22 protein-coding genes are annotated in these 19,293 nt (G+C 59.8%); 14 read left to right on the forward strand and 8 right to left on the reverse strand.

What is annotated here, in order from left to right; translation table 11 throughout:
* Position 1: 1 nt before the first annotated feature.
* The 4 genes from PY649_RS04475 to PY649_RS04490 all read left to right on the forward strand — a co-directional run bounded on the left by PY649_RS04475 (position 2) and on the right by PY649_RS04490 (position 3,873).
* A complete protein-coding gene (locus tag PY649_RS04475; protein ID WP_285866963.1) occupies positions 2-892 on the forward strand; it encodes an ABC transporter substrate-binding protein in 891 nt (296 codons plus the stop codon).
* Complete coding sequence (locus PY649_RS04480; protein ID WP_285866964.1) at positions 889-1,833, forward strand: amino acid ABC transporter permease; 945 nt, start codon at positions 889-891, stop codon at positions 1,831-1,833. The genes PY649_RS04475 and PY649_RS04480 overlap by 4 nt, the downstream gene beginning before the upstream one ends.
* A gap of 14 nt (positions 1,834-1,847) precedes the next feature.
* Positions 1,848-2,609 carry an amino acid ABC transporter ATP-binding protein gene (locus tag PY649_RS04485; RefSeq protein WP_285867189.1) on the forward strand — a complete coding sequence of 254 codons (762 nt, stop codon included), beginning with the start codon at positions 1,848-1,850 and terminating at the stop codon, positions 2,607-2,609.
* A 79-nt stretch (positions 2,610-2,688) separates the two neighbouring features.
* The gene (locus tag PY649_RS04490; RefSeq protein ID WP_285866965.1) at positions 2,689-3,873 is read left to right on the forward strand and encodes a M20 aminoacylase family protein; all 1,185 of its coding nucleotides are present in this window, start codon (positions 2,689-2,691) and stop codon (positions 3,871-3,873) included.
* A gap of 81 nt (positions 3,874-3,954) precedes the next feature.
* On the opposite strand, the gene PY649_RS04495 is transcribed toward PY649_RS04490, so the two are convergent.
* The 6 genes from PY649_RS04495 to PY649_RS04520 form a co-directional block, all read right to left on the reverse strand.
* Positions 3,955-4,368, reverse strand: coding sequence for a curlin (locus PY649_RS04495; RefSeq protein ID WP_285866966.1), 414 nt, complete (start codon positions 4,366-4,368; stop codon positions 3,955-3,957).
* Between the two features lie 174 nt (positions 4,369-4,542).
* A complete protein-coding gene (gene csgH, locus PY649_RS04500) occupies positions 4,543-4,944 on the reverse strand; it encodes a curli-like amyloid fiber formation chaperone CsgH (RefSeq protein WP_285866967.1) in 402 nt (133 codons plus the stop codon).
* 71 nt (positions 4,945-5,015) lie between these two features.
* Entirely contained in the window at positions 5,016-5,453 is a 438-nt protein-coding gene (locus PY649_RS04505) for a curlin (protein ID WP_285866968.1), read from the reverse strand.
* A 325-nt stretch (positions 5,454-5,778) separates the two neighbouring features.
* Positions 5,779-6,618, reverse strand: a complete 840-nt coding sequence (locus PY649_RS04510) for an alpha/beta fold hydrolase (RefSeq protein WP_285866969.1) — start codon at positions 6,616-6,618, stop codon at positions 5,779-5,781.
* A gap of 13 nt (positions 6,619-6,631) precedes the next feature.
* Positions 6,632-7,267, reverse strand: a complete 636-nt coding sequence (locus PY649_RS04515; RefSeq protein WP_285866970.1) for a TMEM175 family protein — start codon at positions 7,265-7,267, stop codon at positions 6,632-6,634.
* A gap of 34 nt (positions 7,268-7,301) precedes the next feature.
* Positions 7,302-8,012, reverse strand: a complete 711-nt coding sequence (locus PY649_RS04520) for an alpha/beta fold hydrolase (protein WP_285866971.1) — start codon at positions 8,010-8,012, stop codon at positions 7,302-7,304.
* A gap of 150 nt (positions 8,013-8,162) precedes the next feature.
* Here PY649_RS04520 and PY649_RS04525 point away from each other — a divergent pair, with 150 nt between their 5' ends.
* The 3 genes from PY649_RS04525 (at position 8,163) to PY649_RS04535 (ending at position 10,505) form a co-directional block, all read left to right on the forward strand.
* Positions 8,163-8,783 (forward strand): CGNR zinc finger domain-containing protein, encoded by a 621-nt coding sequence (locus PY649_RS04525; protein WP_285866972.1) that lies wholly within the window; start codon positions 8,163-8,165, stop codon positions 8,781-8,783.
* A 284-nt stretch (positions 8,784-9,067) separates the two neighbouring features.
* Entirely contained in the window at positions 9,068-9,763 is a 696-nt protein-coding gene (locus PY649_RS04530) for a GntR family transcriptional regulator (protein ID WP_432761319.1), read from the forward strand.
* Between the two features lie 67 nt (positions 9,764-9,830).
* Positions 9,831-10,505: a GntR family transcriptional regulator gene (locus PY649_RS04535; protein ID WP_285867190.1), complete on the forward strand. Its 675-nt coding sequence runs from the start codon at positions 9,831-9,833 to the stop codon at positions 10,503-10,505.
* Positions 10,506-10,514: 9 nt separating this feature from the next.
* Here PY649_RS04535 and PY649_RS04540 read toward each other — a convergent pair whose 3' ends face one another.
* On the reverse strand, positions 10,515-12,404 hold the full coding sequence (locus tag PY649_RS04540; RefSeq protein WP_285866974.1) for a bifunctional sugar phosphate isomerase/epimerase/4-hydroxyphenylpyruvate dioxygenase family protein: 1,890 nt from the start codon (positions 12,402-12,404) through the stop codon (positions 10,515-10,517).
* Positions 12,405-12,649: 245 nt separating this feature from the next.
* On the opposite strand from PY649_RS04540, the gene PY649_RS04545 reads away from it, so the two are divergent.
* The 7 genes from PY649_RS04545 (at position 12,650) to PY649_RS04575 (ending at position 18,089) form a co-directional block, all read left to right on the forward strand.
* Positions 12,650-13,480 carry a transporter substrate-binding domain-containing protein gene (locus tag PY649_RS04545; RefSeq protein WP_285866975.1) on the forward strand — a complete coding sequence of 277 codons (831 nt, stop codon included), beginning with the start codon at positions 12,650-12,652 and terminating at the stop codon, positions 13,478-13,480.
* Positions 13,481-13,590: 110 nt separating this feature from the next.
* Positions 13,591-14,040, forward strand: coding sequence for a type II 3-dehydroquinate dehydratase (aroQ, locus tag PY649_RS04550; RefSeq protein ID WP_285866976.1), 450 nt, complete (start codon positions 13,591-13,593; stop codon positions 14,038-14,040).
* A complete protein-coding gene (locus PY649_RS04555) occupies positions 14,037-14,705 on the forward strand; it encodes an amino acid ABC transporter permease (protein ID WP_285866977.1) in 669 nt (222 codons plus the stop codon). Before aroQ ends, PY649_RS04555 begins: the two co-directional genes overlap by 4 nt.
* 10 nt (positions 14,706-14,715) lie before the next feature.
* Positions 14,716-15,360 carry an amino acid ABC transporter permease gene (locus tag PY649_RS04560; RefSeq protein WP_285866978.1) on the forward strand — a complete coding sequence of 215 codons (645 nt, stop codon included), beginning with the start codon at positions 14,716-14,718 and terminating at the stop codon, positions 15,358-15,360.
* A 79-nt stretch (positions 15,361-15,439) separates the two neighbouring features.
* Positions 15,440-16,168 (forward strand): amino acid ABC transporter ATP-binding protein, encoded by a 729-nt coding sequence (locus PY649_RS04565; protein WP_285867191.1) that lies wholly within the window; start codon positions 15,440-15,442, stop codon positions 16,166-16,168.
* Between the two features lie 15 nt (positions 16,169-16,183).
* Positions 16,184-17,269: a Gfo/Idh/MocA family protein gene (locus tag PY649_RS04570; RefSeq protein ID WP_285866979.1), complete on the forward strand. Its 1,086-nt coding sequence runs from the start codon at positions 16,184-16,186 to the stop codon at positions 17,267-17,269.
* Positions 17,262-18,089, forward strand: coding sequence for a shikimate dehydrogenase family protein (locus PY649_RS04575; RefSeq protein WP_285867192.1), 828 nt, complete (start codon positions 17,262-17,264; stop codon positions 18,087-18,089). The genes PY649_RS04570 and PY649_RS04575 overlap by 8 nt, the downstream gene beginning before the upstream one ends.
* A gap of 62 nt (positions 18,090-18,151) precedes the next feature.
* On the opposite strand, the gene PY649_RS04580 is transcribed toward PY649_RS04575, so the two are convergent.
* The gene (locus tag PY649_RS04580) at positions 18,152-19,120 is read right to left on the reverse strand and encodes a GlxA family transcriptional regulator (RefSeq protein ID WP_285866980.1); all 969 of its coding nucleotides are present in this window, start codon (positions 19,118-19,120) and stop codon (positions 18,152-18,154) included.
* Positions 19,121-19,293 lie beyond the last annotated feature (173 nt).

The following is a 19,293-nucleotide window of genomic DNA, read 5'->3' on the forward strand; positions in this document are numbered from 1 at the left end:
TATGTCGCTGAAGAAAATGACCTACCTTGCCGTGGCAAGCCTGATGATGTCGGGCGCCGCCTTCGCGCAGGATGCTGGTCTGCCGAAACTCTCGGTCAACGCCGATCTGCAGGCCAAGCTACCGGAAGCGATCCGCACCGCCGGCAAGATGATCTCCGTCAACAACGGCTCGTTCCCTCCCTATGAAATCGTCACCGGGACTAAGTTGACCGGAGCCAGCGCCGACCTGACCGATGCGATCGGTCAGGTGCTCGGCGTGAAGATCGAGCACGAGAGCGTCAGCGGCCTGCCTGCCATCCTCGCAGGCATCAATTCCGGCCGCTATCAGTTTGCCTTTGGCCCGATCGGCGATTTCAAGAGCCGCGAGGAGGCCAATGACTTCGTCGACTGGGTGCAGGAATACGTCGTCTTCGCCGTTCAAAAGGGCAATCCGAAGGGCATCACCTCGCTCGACACCGCATGCGGCCAGCGCATAGCCGTCATGGCCGGCGGATCGGCCGAAAAGGTGATCCAGGTTCAGGCCGAGAAATGCAAGACAGACGGCAAGGCCGCGGTCGAGGTTCAGTCCTTCACGGACCAGCCAAGCTCGATCCTCGCCGTTCGCTCCAAGCGCTCCGACGCCTTCTTCTCTTCGCAGGCACCGCTCACCTATTTCGTGTCGCAGGCAAACGGCCTGCTCGAGCTGACCGGCGTCGGCCAGAAGAACGGCTTCGAAGATCTCTATCAGGGCGCCGTGGTGCCGAAAGGCTCGCCGCTCGGTCCCATTCTGAAGGATGTCGTCAAGGTTCTCATGGACAACGGCACCTATGCCGCCATCATGAAGAAATGGGGCCTTGAGAACAACATGATCAAGGAACCGGGTATCAATCTTGGCGGGACGTTGCCAAAATGAGCAGAAATGCCGGAAACATCGCATCGCCATTCGGCGATGCGTCCGAACGCGATGTGGCGAATGCCCACACACCGTTCCCGAAGGGCCGTGTGGCGGCCTGGGTCATAACACTGTTGATCGCGGCCTATTGCGCCTGGTCGGTCGGCCATAACGAAAACTTCGGCTGGCACGTCGTCGCCCAATATTTCTTCGATCCCGTCGTCATCAGCGGCCTCTATGTCTCTCTCGGTCTGACTGTTGTTGCCATGGCCTTCGGCATCGTGCTCGGCCTGCTGTTGGCGATCGCCCGACTGTCCAAGGATACGCTCGCAAGCTCCCTGGCCTCGCTCTACATTTGGTTCTTCCGGGGCACGCCGCTGCTGGTACAGCTGATCTTCTGGTACAATCTCTCCACGCTCTTCCCGACGCTGTCGATCGGCATCCCCTTCGGCCCGACATTCATTAGCTGGGACACGAATTCGGTCATCAGCCCGATGACAGCGGCCATCGCCGGCCTGGCGCTCAACGAAGCGGCCTATATGGCTGAGATCATTCGCGGCGGCTTGCTCTCGGTCGACAGGGGCCAGTTCGAGACGGCGGAAGCCTTCGGCATGACGCGTATCCGTGCGCTCCGCCGCATCATCATCCCTCAAGCCATGCGCTCGATCGTGCCGCCGACGGGCAACCAGCTCATCAGCATGATCAAGGCAACGTCTCTCGTCAGCGTCATCGCGATGGCGGACCTGCTCTACTCCGTGCAGTCGATCTATAACCGCACCTTCGAGGTCATCCCGATGCTGCTCGTCGCGGTCATCTGGTACCTGCTGATCACGTCGGTGCTGAATATCGGCCAGAGTTACATCGAGCGCCACTATAGCCGCGCCGACCGCCGCGCCGGCACAACAAAGGCCGCAAAGGACAGCACACCGGCGCTCGTGCCGGCACAGGAGGCGGGTCAGTGAACCCTATCGTCAATATGCCGCCGCTGGTACAGGCGCGTAACGTTCACAAGTCCTTCGAGAGCCTCGAAGTGCTGAAAGGCATCGACCTCGATGTGACGCCGGGCGAAGTGGTCGTTATCCTCGGGCCATCGGGATCGGGCAAATCGACCTTCCTGCGTTGCATCAATCATCTGGAATCGATCAATCGCGGATCGATCGAAGTGGATGGAGAGCAGATCGGCTACCGGCTGAACAAGGGGCGACTTGTAAAGCTGTCCAACCATGCGATCGCTCTGCAGCGGCGCAAGATCGGCATGGTGTTCCAGCAGTTCAATCTCTACCCGCATATGACGGCGCTGCAGAACGTCATCGAGGCACCGATCGGCATCCACGGCGAAAGCCGGAAGCAGGCGACCGAGAATGCGCTGGCACTGTTGGACCGCGTCGGGCTTTCAGCCAAGGCCAACAACTACCCGCGGCAGCTTTCCGGCGGCCAGCAGCAGCGCGTGGCGATTGCGAGAGCATTGGCGATCAAGCCGAAGCTGATGCTGTTCGACGAACCGACCTCTGCGCTGGATCCTGAACTCGTCGGCGAGGTGCTCGCCACCATGCGCGACCTTGCCAAGCAGGGCTTGACGATGATCGTCGTTACCCACGAGATCGGCTTCGCCCGCGAAGCGGCAGACCGAGTCGTCTTCATGGACGGCGGCAAGATCGTCGAGCAGGGCAAGCCGGAGGATGTAATCGGCAATCCGCAGCATCCCCGCACAAGAAGCTTCCTATCGCGCTTCATCTAGCGCGGCAGCACCATCATCAGTTAGGCCGGCACGCAATATGGCGGATGGCGGCTCAAGCGAACAAACCTTTGGAATTGCCATGACCCTCGACAACGATTTCGCACGCCTGTCGGACTTCGAACCGATGAAGGCCGAACTGACCGGCATCCGCGAGCATCTTCACGCCAATCCCGAGCTCTCCTTCGAGGAAGCGAAAACCGCGCGATTCGTGGCCGAGAAACTGGAGGCTTGGGGCTACGAGGTGACGCGCAATGTCGGCGGCCATGGCGTCGTCGCCCGGCTGACAGTCGGAGCCGGCAAGAAAAGCATCGCAATCCGCGCGGACATGGACGCCCTGCCGATCGTCGAACAGACCGGCCGCCCCTATGCGAGCAAGGTGCCGGGCAAGATGCATGCCTGCGGTCATGATGGCCACACGACCATGCTTTTGGGCGCCGCTGAATATCTAGCCCGCACGCGCCGTTTCAACGGCACAGTGAACCTGATCTTCCAGCCAGCCGAAGAAGCAGGCGTCATCAGCGGTGCACAAGCGATGATCAAGGACGGCCTGTTCGAGCGTTTCCCCTTCGACGCGATTTTCGGCCTGCACAATCACCCAGGCGCCCCGGAAGGTACTTGGCTGATGCGTTCCGGGCCGCTGATGGCGGCAGCCGATACCGTCGAGATCACCATCACGGGCAAGGGCGGCCATGCCTCGCGGCCGCATCTGACCATCGATCCCATCGTGGTCGCCTGCAATCTCGTCGTCAGCCTACAGACGGTGGTTGCCCGCAGCATCGACCCGACGCAGACGGCTGTCGTGACGGTTGGCACCATCCACGCCGGCGAAGCATCGAATGTCATTCCCGAAAGCGCGAAGATGGCGCTAAGCGTGCGCTCCTTCGATCCGAATATCCGCGAACTTCTCGAAACGAGAATTCGCAAGCTGGCGCAATCCGTCGCCGAAGGTTACGGCGCCAGCGTCGATATCGACTACGTCCACGGCTATCCGGTCGTCGTCAATTCGGAGAAGGAAACCGAATTTGCGCGCATGGTGGCCGAGGAACTCGTCGGCGCAGATAACGTCGGCCTATGCAATCTCATTCCAGGCAGCGAGGACTTCTCCTATTTCCTGGAACACAAGCCCGGCAGCTTCCTGCGCCTCGGCAACGGCGTCGATTCCCCAATCCTGCACAGCGCCAAATATGACTTCGCCGACGAAAGCCTCACTGCTGGCGCCGCCATGTGGGCGCGACTGACCGAGCGCTATCTCGACGCAGATTAGCAGGGCAGGGATTTCGGGCGGCGAGTGCACTCAGGGCTGCCGACAAAGACGCCTTCCCGGCCAAACCGTGCGTGCGATGGGTTACCAGCCATAGCTGAAGGTGACGCCGCTGCCACCGTCGCCATCCTGTTCGATATTGGCGGCGGTGCGCCTGCCGAACTGGAAAATGCCGTAGGCATTGTCATTGCCATTCTGCTGCAGAGTGGCGGAGTGGCCATCGCCCCGCTGCTGGATGATACCAAGATCACCGCGACCGTTCTGGCCGATGCCGGCGGCATTGCCGTGTCCCGATTGGCGGATGCTGGCGTTGTGCCAGCCGCGATACATCGAATAGAGACGCAGACCGGTTGCCAGCACGCCAGCGTCTTCAGCGCCGGGCGGTGCATAGGTCGCCGAAATCCAACCTCCGGCCTGAGCCGGCGCGGTCAGAGCCACCTGACCTATGCTGCCGGCAAGAAGAGCAGCGGCAAGCGTCTTGAACATGATGCGGGTCATCCCTCGTCTCCATTTTTCGGCTGCCTTCAGCCTGGAAACAACTTTCCCATATTGCTGCTGAACGGCGCCGGAATTCGCCGTTCAACTGTCGTTCAATCTTCTTCGGCTCAGCAAAAAGGGCGCCGAAGATCGACGCCCTCTTACTCAACGGATTCGCAAACGAGGCCGATGCGATCAGGTCGCGCCACCAACCCGTTGCGTGCAGCCGACGCGCTGACCACCGACGCTCATGTCGAGCACGGCGTCATAGACACCACCTTTCGCATCGAGGGTTACGGTGCCGAGCGTGGCGGATTGGCCTGGCGCGGCATGAAAGTCACCTGACTGTTCGATATTCGTGCCACCGGTACGGCCGACGCTTTCGACATGGAAGGAATAGGTGCCGCTCACGCTCTTATCGGCGTGAGCGACCGCCTCCAGCGCCAGCATGCCGCCCTCGGGCGTGGCACTGATCTCGCAGCGCAGCGGCGCGCCGGACTGGCCTGCACCGGCCATGGTCGCGAGCGCACCCGCGGAAACCAGGACCACGGCGAGTGCCGTCGTGATGCGGCGGGGATGATTGACGATGCCATGCATGGTTCGTCTCCTAGAGGTTCGTCAGCGGCGACCGCGGTAATTTTCCGCGGCCGCTCGGCTGATGCTGCCGATCACGGGCAAGCCTGGACGAAGGCGGCGACGTTGCCGCTGCCGCCCTGGCTGACGTTGGCGTTGCAGCCATGGCCCACCTGCACGCCAGCGGCGATGTTGCCGTTGCCGTCCTGGGTGAGGATCGTGGTGTGGTTGGAGCCGAACTGACCGATGCCGGCGACATTATGGTTGCCGTACTGGTAGGTGGCACCATAGTTGCCGACACCTTGCTGACCGATGGCCGAAAGATTGTGACTGCCGTATTGCTGGCCGACCATTCTGTTGTAGCCTCCGTCCTGATAGACCCGGATACGGTTTCTGAAGCCATTCTGGGCACCGCCCGCCGAGTTCGACCAGCCATATTGCTCGATGTTCACATCGTTGGCCATGGCAGGGGCAACGGCGGTAAGGCCGACAAGAGCGACAAGCGCGGATGCGATGAGAGAATTGCGGATCATGAGAGCGTCTCCATTGGCGGACGGGACCGCGGGTTGAACAGCTTCCTTGTAAGCGATGCCGTTCGAACGGATGCTGAAGGCACTATTCAGTTGCGGTTCAGAAGGATTTACGCCGGGTGGAGATGACTGCGGATCGGCGCACGCGCGGACGAACGTAGGTCGCCGGAAGGCGCTCCGATGCGTTTGATCGGCGGTCACGCATCGATCACAAGCTTCGAAAGGTCCTTGGCTAGTCTAGCCGGATGGCGGTCGCCTGACCGGTGCCCTGGCTGGCACCGGTAATGATAGCGACTGTGTCGGACACGGCTTCGCTCTTTTGCGAGCTTCAGCCAAGGAAATCACGGATTGCAGCGGCAATTTCTCCCGCATGAGTTTCGAGCGCGAAGTGACCAGTCTCGAAAAACTTGATCACCGCCTCCGGAATGTCTCGGCGAAAGGCCTCAGCACCCGGCGGAAGGAAGAAGGGGTCGTTCTTGCCCCAGACCGCGAGGAGGCGTGGCTTGTGGTTGCGGAAATAGTCCTGGAACGTTGGATAGAGCGCCACATTGCTCTTGTAATCGCCCATGAGATCGAGTTGCACAGTTTCTGCGCCCGGCCGCGACAGGTAGAAATTGTCCAGTGAATAGCCGTCCGGCGAAATCCTGGCGGCATCCGGAACGCCGTGGGTGTATTGCCAGATCGTCGTCTCCGGTCCCAGGAATGCCTTCAGTGCGTTGCGGTTTTTCTCCGTCGCATTCTGCCAATAGGCCTGGATCGGGTTCCAGCCCTCGCTGAGGCCCTCCTCATAAGCATTGCCATTCTGGGAGATAATGGCCGTGATGCGCTCCGGATGTTTCACCGCCAGACGGAAGCCGGTCGGCGCGCCGTAGTCGAAGACATAGACGGCATAGCTATCGAATCCGACGATCTCGGTGAAACGGTCGATCGTGTTTGCAATGCTATCGAAACTGTTGGCGACAGGATCGTCCGACTGGCCGAAGCCCGGAAGGTCAGGCGCGATGATATGATACCGGTCTGCCAGCAGCGGGATCAGATCGCGGAACATGTGGCTCGAGGTTGGAAAGCCGTGCAGCAGCAACAGTTTTGCGGCGCCCTTCGTGCCTGCTTCGCGATAGAAGATCTTGGTGCCATCGACTGTGACTGTGCGGTAGGTGATCGTGGTCATGGTGATGTTTCCTTCAGTTGATGTGGTTGGGGCTGTGATGGGCGGCGGCCGGCGACCGCCGTGTTGCTGTTGGCCGGCTAAAAATCTCAGGTCGCAGGTAGAGCAGCAGGGCGCAGCAGATCAGGCCAAAGCCGAGGAGCGGCAGAGCTGGCGCCGTCAGGCCGGCGGCGATGAACGTGGCAAGACCGAGCAGGGTCCGCCGGCGGGCAAGCCTCCGGGTCTGTTCAGGCACGTCAGCGACCGCGGCATGATTGAGAATTTCTCGCTCGAAAAGCAGGTAGGCTAGATTGACGAGCACAAACACCGCCGCATAGGCGGCGACTGGAACCGGTGCCAGGTCCGTGCGTGCCATCCAGGCCGTCGTAAAGGGCAGCAGCGAGACAAGGAACAAATGCGCGAAATTGATCCAGATGAGTTTCGGCGAGGCATAGGGCACCAGCCGTAGCAGATGATGGTGATTGACCCAGATGATGGCGATGAACAGGTAGCTCAGTCCATAGCTCAGCAGCGTCTGCCCGAGTGCGAGAATGGCTTCAACGCTTGCACTCTCGGGCGCCTTCAGCTCCAGCGCCATGAGCGTAATTATGACGGCGATCATGCCGTCCGAAAACGCACCGACGCGCTCTGTCGTAACCTTGTGCTCGTGCATTTGCCTGCTCCTCAAAGTCGATTGGCCAGTGAATTCAGGTCCCGGCAACACTTGCCGCGGCTTCACGGATGACTTGCAGCACCGCCTCCGGCGCAGTCACCATGGGTGAATGATCGACCGGGAAAGACCGCTGAACCGCCTGCATGCGGTCTGCCATGAAGCGCTGGTTGGCAGCGGCGATCATTCGGTCATCTTCGGCGACCAGATACCAGGAGGCACGATCCTTCCAGAGCGGCCGCGCGACTGGCGCCATGATGCAGGCGGGCGATATCGGCCTTTGCACAGCGGAAAGCACCGCCAGTTCGTCGTTACTCGCGTTCTGTGCATAGGCTGCCGCGAAGGCTTCACGCGGATAATAGATCGATCCGTTTTCGTCGGGCGCAAGCTGCGGCGCATGCGGATCGAGTTCGCCGCGATAGAAGACATCGGCAACCGTCTCGCCTTCGTCCGGAGCGAGAGCCGCGACATAAACGAGCGCCTTTACATTTTCATTCCTCACACCAGCGATAACCGCTCCGGCGTAGGCATGGCCAACGAGAACAACCGGTGCCGCCACACGATGCAGCGCATGCTCAAGCGCTTCGACGTCGTCGGCATAGGATGTCAAAGGCAAGGGTGCCGCGGTCACGGCAAAGCCCTCGGCCGCAAGCGGCTTGATCACCTTCGACCAGCCGGAGCCATCCGCCCAGGCGCCATGGACGAGCATAATGTGCGTAGTCTGCTGATGCGTTGACTGAGGTGACATCCAAGTTCTCCTTCGTAACCCATTTGATCGACGCAAGCAGGTTACTATCAGAAAACGTAACTTGTCAATAGGCATTGGATAGGTTACATATGAAGAAGGTTTTCGAGAGGCTGCCATCTGTTGCAGGTGGCAGCCGGAATAGGATTTGTGATGGATAACCACTCTCCCGCCCTTTTTCTGGGCGACGCGCTGGCACTGGATTTCCTGAATTCGGTGGCAACGCCGGTCGATGAGCCGGTGGATTGGATCGAGGATGGCGAAGGCTTGTTGCGCTGGCTTAAGCAGACAGGCCTCGTCTCGCCGGAAGCACTTGAGGCAATGCGCGCGCAGGCGCTGCCGGGCGAGTTGGATAAGGTCGCCGATCAGGCAAGGAACTTGCGCGAGTGGTTCCGGACTTTCGTCCGCGGGCACAAGGGAAAGCCGTTGACGCCCGACGCGCTCACCGAGTTGGAACCACTGAACCGCCTGCTGGAGCGCGACGAAGGTTACAGCCGCGTGGTCGCGCGACAGACGGATGAAGGCCAATCGTTGGAACTCCAACCTATGCGCAAGTGGCGCTCGCCGGAAGCATTGTTGCTGCCGGTCGGCGAGGCTCTTGGCCGCTTCGTCTGCACCGAAGATTTTTCGAATGTAAAGGCGTGCGAAGGCCCGTCTTGCACCCTGCTGTTTGCCGACCACACCCGCGGCCACCGCAGGCGCTGGTGCAGCATGGCGCTTTGCGGCAACCGCGCCAAGCAGGCAGCCCACCGGCACCGACACAGGCTGACGTAACTTGCCGCTGCGCTCTTGCCCGGATGGGAGCTACGCAGCAGAACTGCCGTAGCTCGATTCGAAGCCAGTTTCCACGCCTTGAGGCAACTCAATCCCCAGGGCCTACGAGGCCGGTGCCGTCTACAGGCGCTAATTTATCGAACTTGTTTTTGAGACAGCCTGGGTGCAAACGCCGCGAAACTTGGCCGGCCTGATGTCCGCTAGTTTCAATTTCTTTGGCTTTGCCCAACGACCATGAGCTGCTTTGATAGAAGTTGCCTGAATAGCGTGATCGCCGTATACCTATGACAAAATCCGTAATATCGGAGAAAACTTTGGATCGGGTGGTCTTGAACGAAACGATTGCTGAGAGCAGCTATCGACAAATCAAAGCAGATATCCTTTTCGGTCGTTTGCGCCCTGGGCAAAAGCTGAAGCTCGAAACCTTGAAACTCGCCTACGACACAAGCGTCAGCACTCTTCGAGAGATCCTGAACCGCTTGACATCGGAAGGGATGGTCGTCGCCGAGGGGCAGCGCGGCTTTGAGGTCGCCCCCATCTCAAAGGACGATCTGTGGGAGATTGCGGGCTTGCGCTTGCTTCTTGAAGAACACGCACTTGAACAATCTTTCGCGCGTGGCGATGTCGACTGGGAAGCGGGGCTGATGGCCGCGCACTATAAGCTTGCCCGTATGGAAGAGATAATGGCCTCGGGGGACACAAGCAGAACGGAAGACTGGAAGCGCTACGACTGGGAATTCCATCAAGCGCTCATTTCAGCCTGCGGATCGCGCCTATTGATGGAAACCCATTCTTCGATCTTCGACAAATATCTGCGCTATCAAATGGTGGCTTTGTCTTATCGTGGTCGTGTAGCCGAACAGGAGCACGCGCAACTCTTGGAAGCCGCGCTACGGCGAGACAGCACGACGGCCAAAACCATCCTTAAGCGCCATATCGAGGGCGGAGTTGAACACGCCCTCCTCAAGCACCGACTCTAAAGCTCGCAGTTCGATTATGCACGGACCGTCCGGATTGTCGGTCGGCGCTCGTTACATCAGGGACACCATGCTGAAGCCCGCACAAGAATCTTACGAAACTGTCAGTGACGTCGTCCTCCGCCGGATACGTGACGACATCATATCAGGCGAATTGGCGCCGGGCGCAAAGATCAAGCTCGAACAGGCAAAGGAGCGGTATTCGATCAGCGTCTCTTCTCTTCGCGAAATCTTGAACAGGCTGACGACCGAGAATCTAGTCGTTGCGGAGGGCCAGCGTGGCTTCGAGGTCAGTCCCGCCTCCGGTAAGGAGCTTGCGGAGCTCGCTGATCTTCGTGTCGTTCTGGAAACGCATGCGATCGCGCTCTCCTTTGCCGCAGGCGACCTGGAGTGGGAGGGAAGGATTGTTGCAGCTCACCACAAACTCGCGACCGCCGAGAAGACGCTGCTGTCCGGGGATGCATCGCGAACTATCGATTGGGTACGATATGATTGGGAGTTCCACCAGGCGATCGTCTCGGCCTGCAACTCTTCGACGCTGATGACGGTACTTTCGTCCGTCTTCGATCGCTTTCTGCGTTATCACATGCTGGCACGCAGTTTCCGCGGCCGAGCGGTTGTCGATGATCATCGGCTCCTTTTTCAGCTTGCTTTAAAGCGCGATATTGAAGGCGCCCAAGCGGCCATACGTCGCCATATCCAGAGCGGGCTGGATCATGTACTCAATAGCGGTCGAATTCCGTAGCGCTTCGAACTAGATAGCATCTCTTGGAAGCCCCTCTGGACGCATCTGTTTCTTCAGCGCTGCAATCCGGAAGATCGCGTTTGGCGCCCCATAGCCGCGATAGCCGCGGCGCTCCACCACCTCGAAGAAAAACCCCTCCCCGAAGGTGCCGCTGTAGAGCTGAAAATACTCACCCTCCTCATCGCGGTCATAGAGGATGTTCTGCGCTTTCAGCCGTTCAGTCAGCTCCGGATCCAACCCGAAGCGGGCTTCCACGTCGTCGTAATAGTTCGCCGAGATCGGCAAAAACTTGAAACCCTTAGCGCGCAAGCGTGCGGCGGTTGCGAAGATATCATTGGTCGAAAACGCGAGATGCTGAATGCCCGAGCCGAATTTCTCGGCGATGAAATGGCCGGCGAGCGTACGGCGGTTTTCAGCACCGTTCATGGTGACGCGAAGTGTCCCAGCCTTGCTTTCGATCACCTGACTGCGCACCACGCCGGAGGGATCGATGATATCGACCACGGGGGTTTTGTGGGTCTCGAAGATCGAAGTGTAGAAAAGCAGCCAAGTCAGCATTTCGTCATAGGCGACCGTCTGGGCGATGTGGTCGATCTGCAGGAGACCGGCGCCCTCGCCTCCACCCTCCTCCGCGACCGTCTCGAAATCGATCTCGGAGAAACGGCCGAGCGGGCTCTTCTGATCGATGAGATAGATCAGCCCGCCGCCGACACCGCGGATCGCCGGCAGCTGCAACTCGCCTTCGGCGACGGCCTGGGCGAAGGGTTCGGCATCGAGCGCCAGGGCACGGGCATAGGCTTCCGCGGCATCATCGACGACGAGTGCCATCGCATAGGCGAACGTGCCGTGCACGGCATAGGTGGCATTGGCAAAGCCCAGCGGATCGACGTTGATGATGATCCTGATGTCGCCCTGCTGAAAGAGCGTCACTTTCTTGGAGCGATGCACGGCCACTTTGCGGAAGCCGAGCGCTTCGAGAATACCGACCAGCTCCACTGCCTCCTCGTCATCGGTTGCAAACTCGATGAAGCCAACGCCTTTGACGGCAGCGCGGTCCGGCATCTCGGCGCCAATCGGGGTCTCTACCTTGCGGCGGATTTGGTCAGCCAGATAGATCAACGAGCGGTGGCCGTCCGCTGCGATCGCCCGTGTTGAGCCGCCGCGGAACTGGTCGTTGAATATCTCCAGCGAGAAGAAGCCATCATATCCGGTCGAGGCCACGGCCTCGGTAAATTCCGTGACCGGCAGATCGCCCTCTCCCGGCATGTTGCGGAAATGCCTGGACCAGTAGAGCAGGTCCATATCGATCAGCGGCGCATCGGCAAGCTGCACGATGAAGATCTTTTCCTTGGGGATCGAGCGGATGGAATTGATGTCGATCTTGCGCGACAGGGAGTGGAAACTGTCGAGGATCAGCCCGACATTGGGATGGTCTGCACGCCGCACGATCTCCCAAGCATCGCGATGGTCGTTGACGTAGCGGCCCCAGGCAAGCGCCTCATAGCCCACTTTCAGCCCGCGTTTGGCCGCCCGCTCCCCCAGCTCGCGAAAATCGGCTGCCGCCCGGTCGATACCGCCAAGGGCTGCTTGCGAGACATTGGAGCAGACGAGCACCATGTCGGTGCCGAGCTCCTGCATGATGTCGAACTTGCGCTCGGCGCGATCGAAGGTACGCCCGCGCAAAGTCTCCGGCATGCCCTCGAAATCGCGGAAGGGCTGGAAGAGCGTGATGACAAGGCCGAGATCCCTGGCCATCTTGCCGACATCGGCCGGGCTGCCGTCAAACGCGAGAAAATCATTCTCGAAAATCTCCACGCCGTCGAAGCCGGCGCGCGCTATCGCTTCCAGTTTTTCCGGCAGTTCGCCTGAGATCGTGACAGTCGCAATCGACGTCTTCATGGCTCGCAATTCCTCCTTGCTTGGGCCGCGACGGGCAAACCGCCGTCCCCTCCTCATGGCATTATGGCGAATGTCGGGATGATTTCAATTCAATTGACCAAATGCAAAGTCTCATATGATTTTCGAAAACTATGTTGATTTATGGATTCCCCTCTGTCAAACATGAGGACGAACAGTCGGGAGAGGATGACTGTGAGGCCACCAGTGGAGTCACTTGCGCGGCCGTCTAAAAGGAGGAGGATTTTATGCTGAAGTCTTTGCTGACGCGGCGTGGCGCCATGCTGGGTGCCGCCGCTCTCGTGGCCGCTATCGGGCTTGCAAACCCGGCTGCTGCCGTCACGCCAGAAGAAATCAAGGCCCGCGGCAAGCTCATCGTGGGTATCCAGGGCGATAACCCGCCATGGGGCTTCGTCACCAGCGCCGGCAAGCAGGATGGGTTTGACGCCGATATGGGCGCGTTGTTCGCCAAGGAGCTCGGCGTTGAAGTCGAATTCGTTCCGCTCGAAGTCAACAACCGCATCCCGGCGCTGACAAGCGGCCGCGTCGACGTCTTGTTTGCGACCATGGCGATGCTGCCGGACCGCGCCAAGGCTGTACAGTTCAGCAAGCCTTACAATGCCAACGCCATTGTTTTGATCGGCCCGAAGAACAAATCGATCAAGACCAACGCTGACATGGCGAACCTGACCATATCCGTTGCGAAGGGCGCCGCGCAGGACACGCAGGTCACCAAGAATGCGCCGGCTTCCGCGACCATCCGCCGCTTTGACGGCGACGCGGCCAGCGTCCAGGCGCTCGTTTCCGGCCAGGTCGAAGCCCTCGGCGGCAACATCTTCTATATGGACCGTGTGGAAAAGGCCCGGCCCGGCGAATTCGAAAACAAGCTGGAATTCCAGAAGCTCTATAACGGCGCCTGCACGCGTCTGAGCGAAAAGGAAATCAACGCGTCGCTCAATACCTTCATCGACAAGATCAAGGCCAATGGCGATTTGAAGAAGATCTATGACAAGTGGATGAAGGTGCCGGTTCCGGAATTCCCGGAAAGCATCGAGGGCATTCCGTTTACGGCGAACTGAGCCACACGCTCGTTCATTAAGAGGGACCCGGGCGGACATTTCGATGGCCGTCCGCGTCACCCGTATCCCCAAGACCAAACCTGAAGCCTTGCCTGTTTGAGGTGCGCGACATGACCAGAACCATCTTCGTTCTCAACGGACCGAACCTCAACCTGCTGGGCGAGCGCGAGCCCACCATTTACGGCTCAACGACGCTCGCCGATATCAGGCAGATGTGCCTTGCCAAGGCAAAGACGCTCGGCTTCGAGATCGATTTCCGCCAGACGAATTTCGAAGGTGAGCTGGTGGAAAGCGTGCATCAGGCCCGGAAGGACGCCTGCGGCATCATCATCAACCCCGCCGGCTATACCTTCACCTCGATCGCGCTGCTCGACGCGCTGAAAACCTTCGATCCGCCGAAGATCGAGCTGCATATTTCCAATGTCCATGCCCGTGAGGAGATCTACCACAGATCTCTCGTCTCCCGCATCGCGACCGCCATCATGATCGGCTTTGGCGCCCGCGGTTACGAGCTTGCCATGGAGGCGATGGCCGGCATGGTGGGAGCAGCGAAGTCATGAACTATCACCTGGATTTCACGCCCGTCATCGATGGCCTGCCGAGCCTGCTGCTCGGCTGTCTCGGCACGATTCTGCTGGCGCTCTGCGGCATGATCCTCGCCGTCATCATCGGTATCGGCGGGGTGGCACTCAGGGATGCCCCCATCAAGGCACTGCGCTGGCTGGTGATCGGCTTTGTCGAGCTGATCCGCAACACGCCCTTCCTCGTGCAGATCTTCTTTCTGTTCTTCGCTCTGCCGCTGATCGGCATCCGCCTAGACCCCACCCCGACAGCGATCATAGCACTTGGCATCAATGGCGGCGCCTATGCGATCGAGATTATCAGAGGCGGCGTGCAGTCCATTCCCAAGGGACAGATGGAAGCGGGCCTGGCGCTCGGCCTGCATAAGGTCCAGGTCTTCCGGCTGATCATCCTGAAGCCGGCGCTCAGGGCCATCTACCCCTCGCTGACCAGCCAGTTCGTGCTCTTGACGCTATCGACCAGCATCGTCTCGGCCATCTCGGCCTATGAGCTGACTTCGGTCGCCCAGCGCATCGAATCCGACAGCTTCCGCAGCTTCGAGGTCTATTTCACCATCACGATCTTCTACCTCATCATTTCCTGGCTGATGATGCGCCTCTTCGCGCTCTTCTCGGCCCGCTATTTCACCTATCCGGTCAAATGAGGGGCTAGTCATGGGCAGCGAAGAATTCATCTTCCTTCTGATCGGCCTGAAATGGACCGTGCTCCTCTCGGTCGTCGGCTTCGTCTGCGGCTGCATCGCCGGCCTTGCCGTGGCGCTCGCGCGCACCTCTGGCATACCGCTCTTGGAGCGCGCTACGGCCGCCTATATTGCCGTCTTCCAGGGCACGCCGCTGCTCATGCAGCTCTTCGTCACCTATTACGGGCTGGCGCTTATCGGCTTCAAGCTCGATGCCTGGGAATCGGTGGCGATCGGCCTGACGCTGCATGCCGGCGCCTATCTCGGCGAGATCTGGCGCGGCTCGATCGAGGCCGTGCCGCGCGGCCAGACGGAGGCGGCAAAGGCGCTCAGTCTCAAATATGTCTCCCGCATGAAGGATGTGATCCTGCCGCAGGCAATCCGCATCTCACTGCCGGCAACGATCGGCTTCCTGGTTCAGCTCATCAAGGGCACGTCGCTCGCCTCCATCGTCGGCTTCACTGAGCTGACGCGCGCCGGCAACATCATCTCCAACCAGATATTCCAGCCGCTGACCGTCTTCGGCATCGTCGGCACCCTTTATTTCCTCATGTGCTGCCCGCTGACGATCATCGGCGCGCGCCTGGAGCGGCGCTTTAACGCCGCCCATGCGCGGTGAACCGGCCACAGAGATCGATGGAAACGAGACCATGACGACAACAACTGGCCCCGACCCGAACGCCATCACGGGCGACACCATGATCACGATGAGCCACGTGGAAAAATGGTACGGCGCCTTCCAGGCCTTGCACGATATCAATATCGAGGTGCGCCGAGGCCAGCGCATCGTGCTCTGCGGCCCCTCCGGCAGCGGAAAATCGACGCTAATCCGCTGCATCAACCATCTAGAGGCTCACGAGAAGGGCGATATCCGCGTCGGCGGCATCCTGCTCGGCAGTCAGGCCAAGGCGATCGACGCGATCCGGCGCGAGGTCGGCATGGTCTTCCAGCAGTTCAACCTCTTCCCGCATCTGACTGTGCTTGAAAACTGCATGCTGGCGCCGATGCGCGCCCTCCGCCTTCCCAAAGCCCAAGCGGAAGAACGCGCCCGCACCCTGCTCGCGCGCGTCAAGATTATTGAGCAGGCGGCGAAATATCCCGCGCAGCTCTCAGGCGGCCAGCAGCAGCGCGTCGCAATCGCTCGCGCACTTTGCATGCGCCCGAAAATCATGCTGTTCGACGAGCCCACGTCGGCGCTTGACCCGGAGATGGTCAAGGAAGTTCTCGATACGATGATCAACCTCGCCGAAGAGGGCATGACGATGATCTGCGTGACACATGAGATGGGCTTTGCCCGCCAGGTCGCTGACAGAGTGATCTTCATGGCGAGCGGCGCAATCGTCGAGGAGGCCCATCCGGCCGAATTCTTCACCAATCCCCGCCACGAGCGAACGCGCAAGTTCCTCGGCGAAATCCTGCGCCACTGAATATTGGAAAAGCCTATGGCGACCCATCAGCAAACGGCGGCATTGAAGATAGCGGTCATGGGTGCCGGCTTGATTGGCCGGCGGCACGTTGAGGGAATTATGCTTGAACCTCAGGCGATGGCTGCCGCCATCATCGACCCCTCGAGCTCTGCTAGAGACTTCGCATCCGCGAAGAACATCGCCTGGTTTCCTTCGTTCAAGCAAGCAGGAGACAAGATAGCGCTCGACGGCGTCATCATAGCGACTCCAAACCAGCTTCATCTTGAAAATGCACTGGAGGCGATCCATGCAGGCCTGCCGACGCTGGTCGAAAAGCCGATCGCGCATAATGCCGACGCCGCAGAAATCCTTGTGAGGGAGGCCGAGAAGACAGGCGTCCCAATCCTCGTCGGCCATCACCGCCGACACAATCCGGTGATCCGGGCGGCAAAGCGTGTGCTCGATGATGGCCGCCTCGGGAAGATCCTGATGGCGCACGGCAATTTCTGGGTCGCTAAACCAGATGACTATTTCGATACTCAGTGGCGGCGGGAAGCGGGAGGTGGCCCGATCCTGATCAACCTGATCCATGATGTCGATCTCTTCCGCTTTTTCTTTGGTGAAGTGGAGAGCGTTCATGCCATGCAGGCAAATCTGGCAAGGGCGCATGCCGTCGAGGATACCGTTGTTGTCGTGCTGCGCTTCGACAGCGGAGTCCTCGCAACGTTGAGCGGCTCGGATGCGGTCGCCTCTCCGTGGAGTTGGGAAATGACGGCGGGAGAAAACCTGGTCTTTCCCCGGCAAGACCAGCTTTGCTACCAGATCGGAGGCACCGCCGGTTCGCTTTCAATTCCCCAGCTAACCTTGTGGACGAATGCATCGAAGCCGAACTGGCTGGAGCGCCTCGCCGAAGAGCAGGTTCATTTCACACCGGCTGATCCGCTTGCCGTTCAGCTCAAGCATTTCTGCGACGTCATTTGCAGGAAAGCCGACCCTCTGGTCACTGGACGAGAGGGACTTGCAACGCTTCGTGTGATTGAGGCCATCAAGCTTTCAGCAGAAACAGGGCAGACCGTCCATGTCAATAACCGGCCGCCGGCAAGGAGCGGGCATGATGATTAGCGGTACCACGCGGCTCATCGCGCATCTCGGCTATCCGACAGGGACGTTCAAGGCGCCACTGATCTACAATCCCTATTTCGAAAAAAATGGCATTGATGCAGTTGTCGTGCCCATGGGCTGCAAGGCCGAGGATTATCCGTCGTTCCTGAAGCTGGTTTTCCGGCTATCGAATATTCACGGCGCCCTCATCACCATGCCACACAAGATCACGACCATGGGCCTGATCGACGAGATATCGACGAACGCTAACGTGGCGGGATCCTGCAACGCGGTCAGGGTCGGCGCGGACGGGCGGCTTATTGGCGACATGTTCGATGGAGAAGGTTTCGTCCGCGGGTTGCTTCGCAAGGGACAGAAGGTCTCGGGGACCAACGTGCTGATCGTCGGTGCCGGCGGCGTCGGGTCAGCGATCGCCGCATCTCTTGCAGCAGCGGGCGCCCGGCGGATAGCGCTCCATGACGGCAACAACGCCGCATTGGTCGGCCTTCACAGGCGATTGAACACCTACTATCCGGACATAGAGGTAGCAGCCGGCTCCCCTGACCCCGCGGGTTTCGACGTCGTTGTCAATGCGACACCGCTCGGCATGCAGAACGGCGATCCCCTGCCGATCGACGTTTCGCGCCTGTCTCCTAACACCTTTGTGGGCGAGGTCGTTATGAAAGCGGAGATCACGCCGCTTCTTGCCGCTGCTCGCGCCAGGGGATGCGCCTACCAGGTCGGCACCGACATGCTGTTTGAGCAAATCCCCGCATATCTCGAATTCTTCGGATTCCCGTCGACAACCGCAGAAGAATTGAGGGCCGTCGCGAAATTATGAGGCATTTTTTATGAACGCATTCGTGCGACAAGCCTCATCCGACGCCAGTACCCCAGAAACGTCTAGGCTTCGACGGCGCTTTCCGCGATGTCAATGTGATCGCTGCGGCCGCTTCGCCTGATTGCCTGCGGCGGCTGTCCGAACGCGCGTAGGAAGGCGCGGCGCATTCGATCACGATCTTCAAAACCCGTCTGGCGCGCAATGACGTCTATCGGATGGCGACTCTGCTCCATCATCAGCCGGGCTGCTTCGACACGCAGGCGCTCGACGACCCTGGCGGGTGGCTGCCCGGTCTCTGCCTGGAACGCACGGCTGAACTGGCGCGGACTGAGGTTGGCGACCTTTGCCAGTTGGGTAACGGAAAGCTCGGTTTGAAGATTGCGACGCGCGTAGGCTAGGGTGCGCTGAATCCGGTCAGACTTAGGAACGATATCCAGCAACTCCGAAAACTGCGACTGCCCTCCAGGACGTCGGTGATAGACGACCATCTTGCGTGCGACGGAACGCGCTATCTCGGTACCGAAATCCTGCTCCACCAGCGCGATCGCCAGATCGATCGCCGCACTCGCACCCGCCGAGGTCCAAATCGAGCCGTCATTGATGAAAATTCGATCCTCCTCCACTTTGACCTTCGGATAGCGAGAGGCAAGTTCGCGCGCATAGAACCAATGCGTGGTGGCCCGCTTGCCGTCGAGCAAGCCGGCTTCGGCAAGGACAAAGGCGCCGGTGCAGGCGGAAACCACGCGACGGTGGCGGTCCGGAGCGTCCCGTAAGCCTTGGATCAACTCTACCGGCGGCGGGACGATAATCAGGCTTCCGGCTACCATGAGCGTATCGAAGCTGCACTGCCCAAGTTCCACAGTGTCGATCCCCACGCCGATGGAGCTTGGCACGAGCCCTCCGGCGACCGACACAGGGATCACCTCATAGGCCGGTTCTGGCGTGGCGCGGTTGGCAAATTCAAATGCCGACAATGCCCCCAGGGAAAGCAGATGGAAGCTCGGATAGACCAGGAAACCGATGCTCTGCATGGCGCTCACCAGCAATGTTCCGGAACGTCCTATCTATGACATTGGTGTCACAAAATCACAATCCACACGCCTTTGCGGGGCGTTCTACACTTCGATACACTTCGGGCAATTCTCCATATATCTCAGATACATTAGGCCCATAAAACCTCCCTGTCGTCGCGAACGGAGCGCAA

Origin of the sequence: Rhizobium mayense (genome assembly GCF_030272705.1) — a bacterium.
GTDB lineage: Bacteria > Pseudomonadota > Alphaproteobacteria > Rhizobiales > Rhizobiaceae > Rhizobium > Rhizobium mayense.

Excerpts from the sequence above, each read along its gene's own strand:
- PY649_RS04475 (WP_285866963.1), top strand. The coding sequence starts at position 2 with ATGTCGCTGAAGAAAATGACCTACCTTGCCGTGGCAAGCCTGATGATG.
- PY649_RS04480 (WP_285866964.1), top strand. The coding sequence starts at position 889 with ATGAGCAGAAATGCCGGAAACATCGCATCGCCATTCGGCGATGCGTCC.
- PY649_RS04485 (WP_285867189.1), top strand. The coding sequence starts at position 1,848 with ATGCCGCCGCTGGTACAGGCGCGTAACGTTCACAAGTCCTTCGAGAGC.
- PY649_RS04490 (WP_285866965.1), top strand. The coding sequence starts at position 2,689 with ATGACCCTCGACAACGATTTCGCACGCCTGTCGGACTTCGAACCGATG.
- PY649_RS04495 (WP_285866966.1), bottom strand. The coding sequence starts at position 4,368 with ATGACCCGCATCATGTTCAAGACGCTTGCCGCTGCTCTTCTTGCCGGC.
- csgH (WP_285866967.1), bottom strand. The coding sequence starts at position 4,944 with ATGCATGGCATCGTCAATCATCCCCGCCGCATCACGACGGCACTCGCC.
- PY649_RS04505 (WP_285866968.1), bottom strand. The coding sequence starts at position 5,453 with ATGATCCGCAATTCTCTCATCGCATCCGCGCTTGTCGCTCTTGTCGGC.
- PY649_RS04510 (WP_285866969.1), bottom strand. The coding sequence starts at position 6,618 with ATGACCACGATCACCTACCGCACAGTCACAGTCGATGGCACCAAGATC.
- PY649_RS04515 (WP_285866970.1), bottom strand. The coding sequence starts at position 7,267 with ATGCACGAGCACAAGGTTACGACAGAGCGCGTCGGTGCGTTTTCGGAC.
- PY649_RS04520 (WP_285866971.1), bottom strand. The coding sequence starts at position 8,012 with ATGTCACCTCAGTCAACGCATCAGCAGACTACGCACATTATGCTCGTC.
- PY649_RS04525 (WP_285866972.1), top strand. The coding sequence starts at position 8,163 with ATGGATAACCACTCTCCCGCCCTTTTTCTGGGCGACGCGCTGGCACTG.
- PY649_RS04530 (WP_432761319.1), top strand. The coding sequence starts at position 9,068 with ATGACAAAATCCGTAATATCGGAGAAAACTTTGGATCGGGTGGTCTTG.
- PY649_RS04535 (WP_285867190.1), top strand. The coding sequence starts at position 9,831 with ATGCTGAAGCCCGCACAAGAATCTTACGAAACTGTCAGTGACGTCGTC.
- PY649_RS04540 (WP_285866974.1), bottom strand. The coding sequence starts at position 12,404 with ATGAAGACGTCGATTGCGACTGTCACGATCTCAGGCGAACTGCCGGAA.
- PY649_RS04545 (WP_285866975.1), top strand. The coding sequence starts at position 12,650 with ATGCTGAAGTCTTTGCTGACGCGGCGTGGCGCCATGCTGGGTGCCGCC.
- aroQ (WP_285866976.1), top strand. The coding sequence starts at position 13,591 with ATGACCAGAACCATCTTCGTTCTCAACGGACCGAACCTCAACCTGCTG.
- PY649_RS04555 (WP_285866977.1), top strand. The coding sequence starts at position 14,037 with ATGAACTATCACCTGGATTTCACGCCCGTCATCGATGGCCTGCCGAGC.
- PY649_RS04560 (WP_285866978.1), top strand. The coding sequence starts at position 14,716 with ATGGGCAGCGAAGAATTCATCTTCCTTCTGATCGGCCTGAAATGGACC.
- PY649_RS04565 (WP_285867191.1), top strand. The coding sequence starts at position 15,440 with ATGATCACGATGAGCCACGTGGAAAAATGGTACGGCGCCTTCCAGGCC.
- PY649_RS04570 (WP_285866979.1), top strand. The coding sequence starts at position 16,184 with ATGGCGACCCATCAGCAAACGGCGGCATTGAAGATAGCGGTCATGGGT.
- PY649_RS04575 (WP_285867192.1), top strand. The coding sequence starts at position 17,262 with ATGATTAGCGGTACCACGCGGCTCATCGCGCATCTCGGCTATCCGACA.
- PY649_RS04580 (WP_285866980.1), bottom strand. The coding sequence starts at position 19,120 with ATGCAGAGCATCGGTTTCCTGGTCTATCCGAGCTTCCATCTGCTTTCC.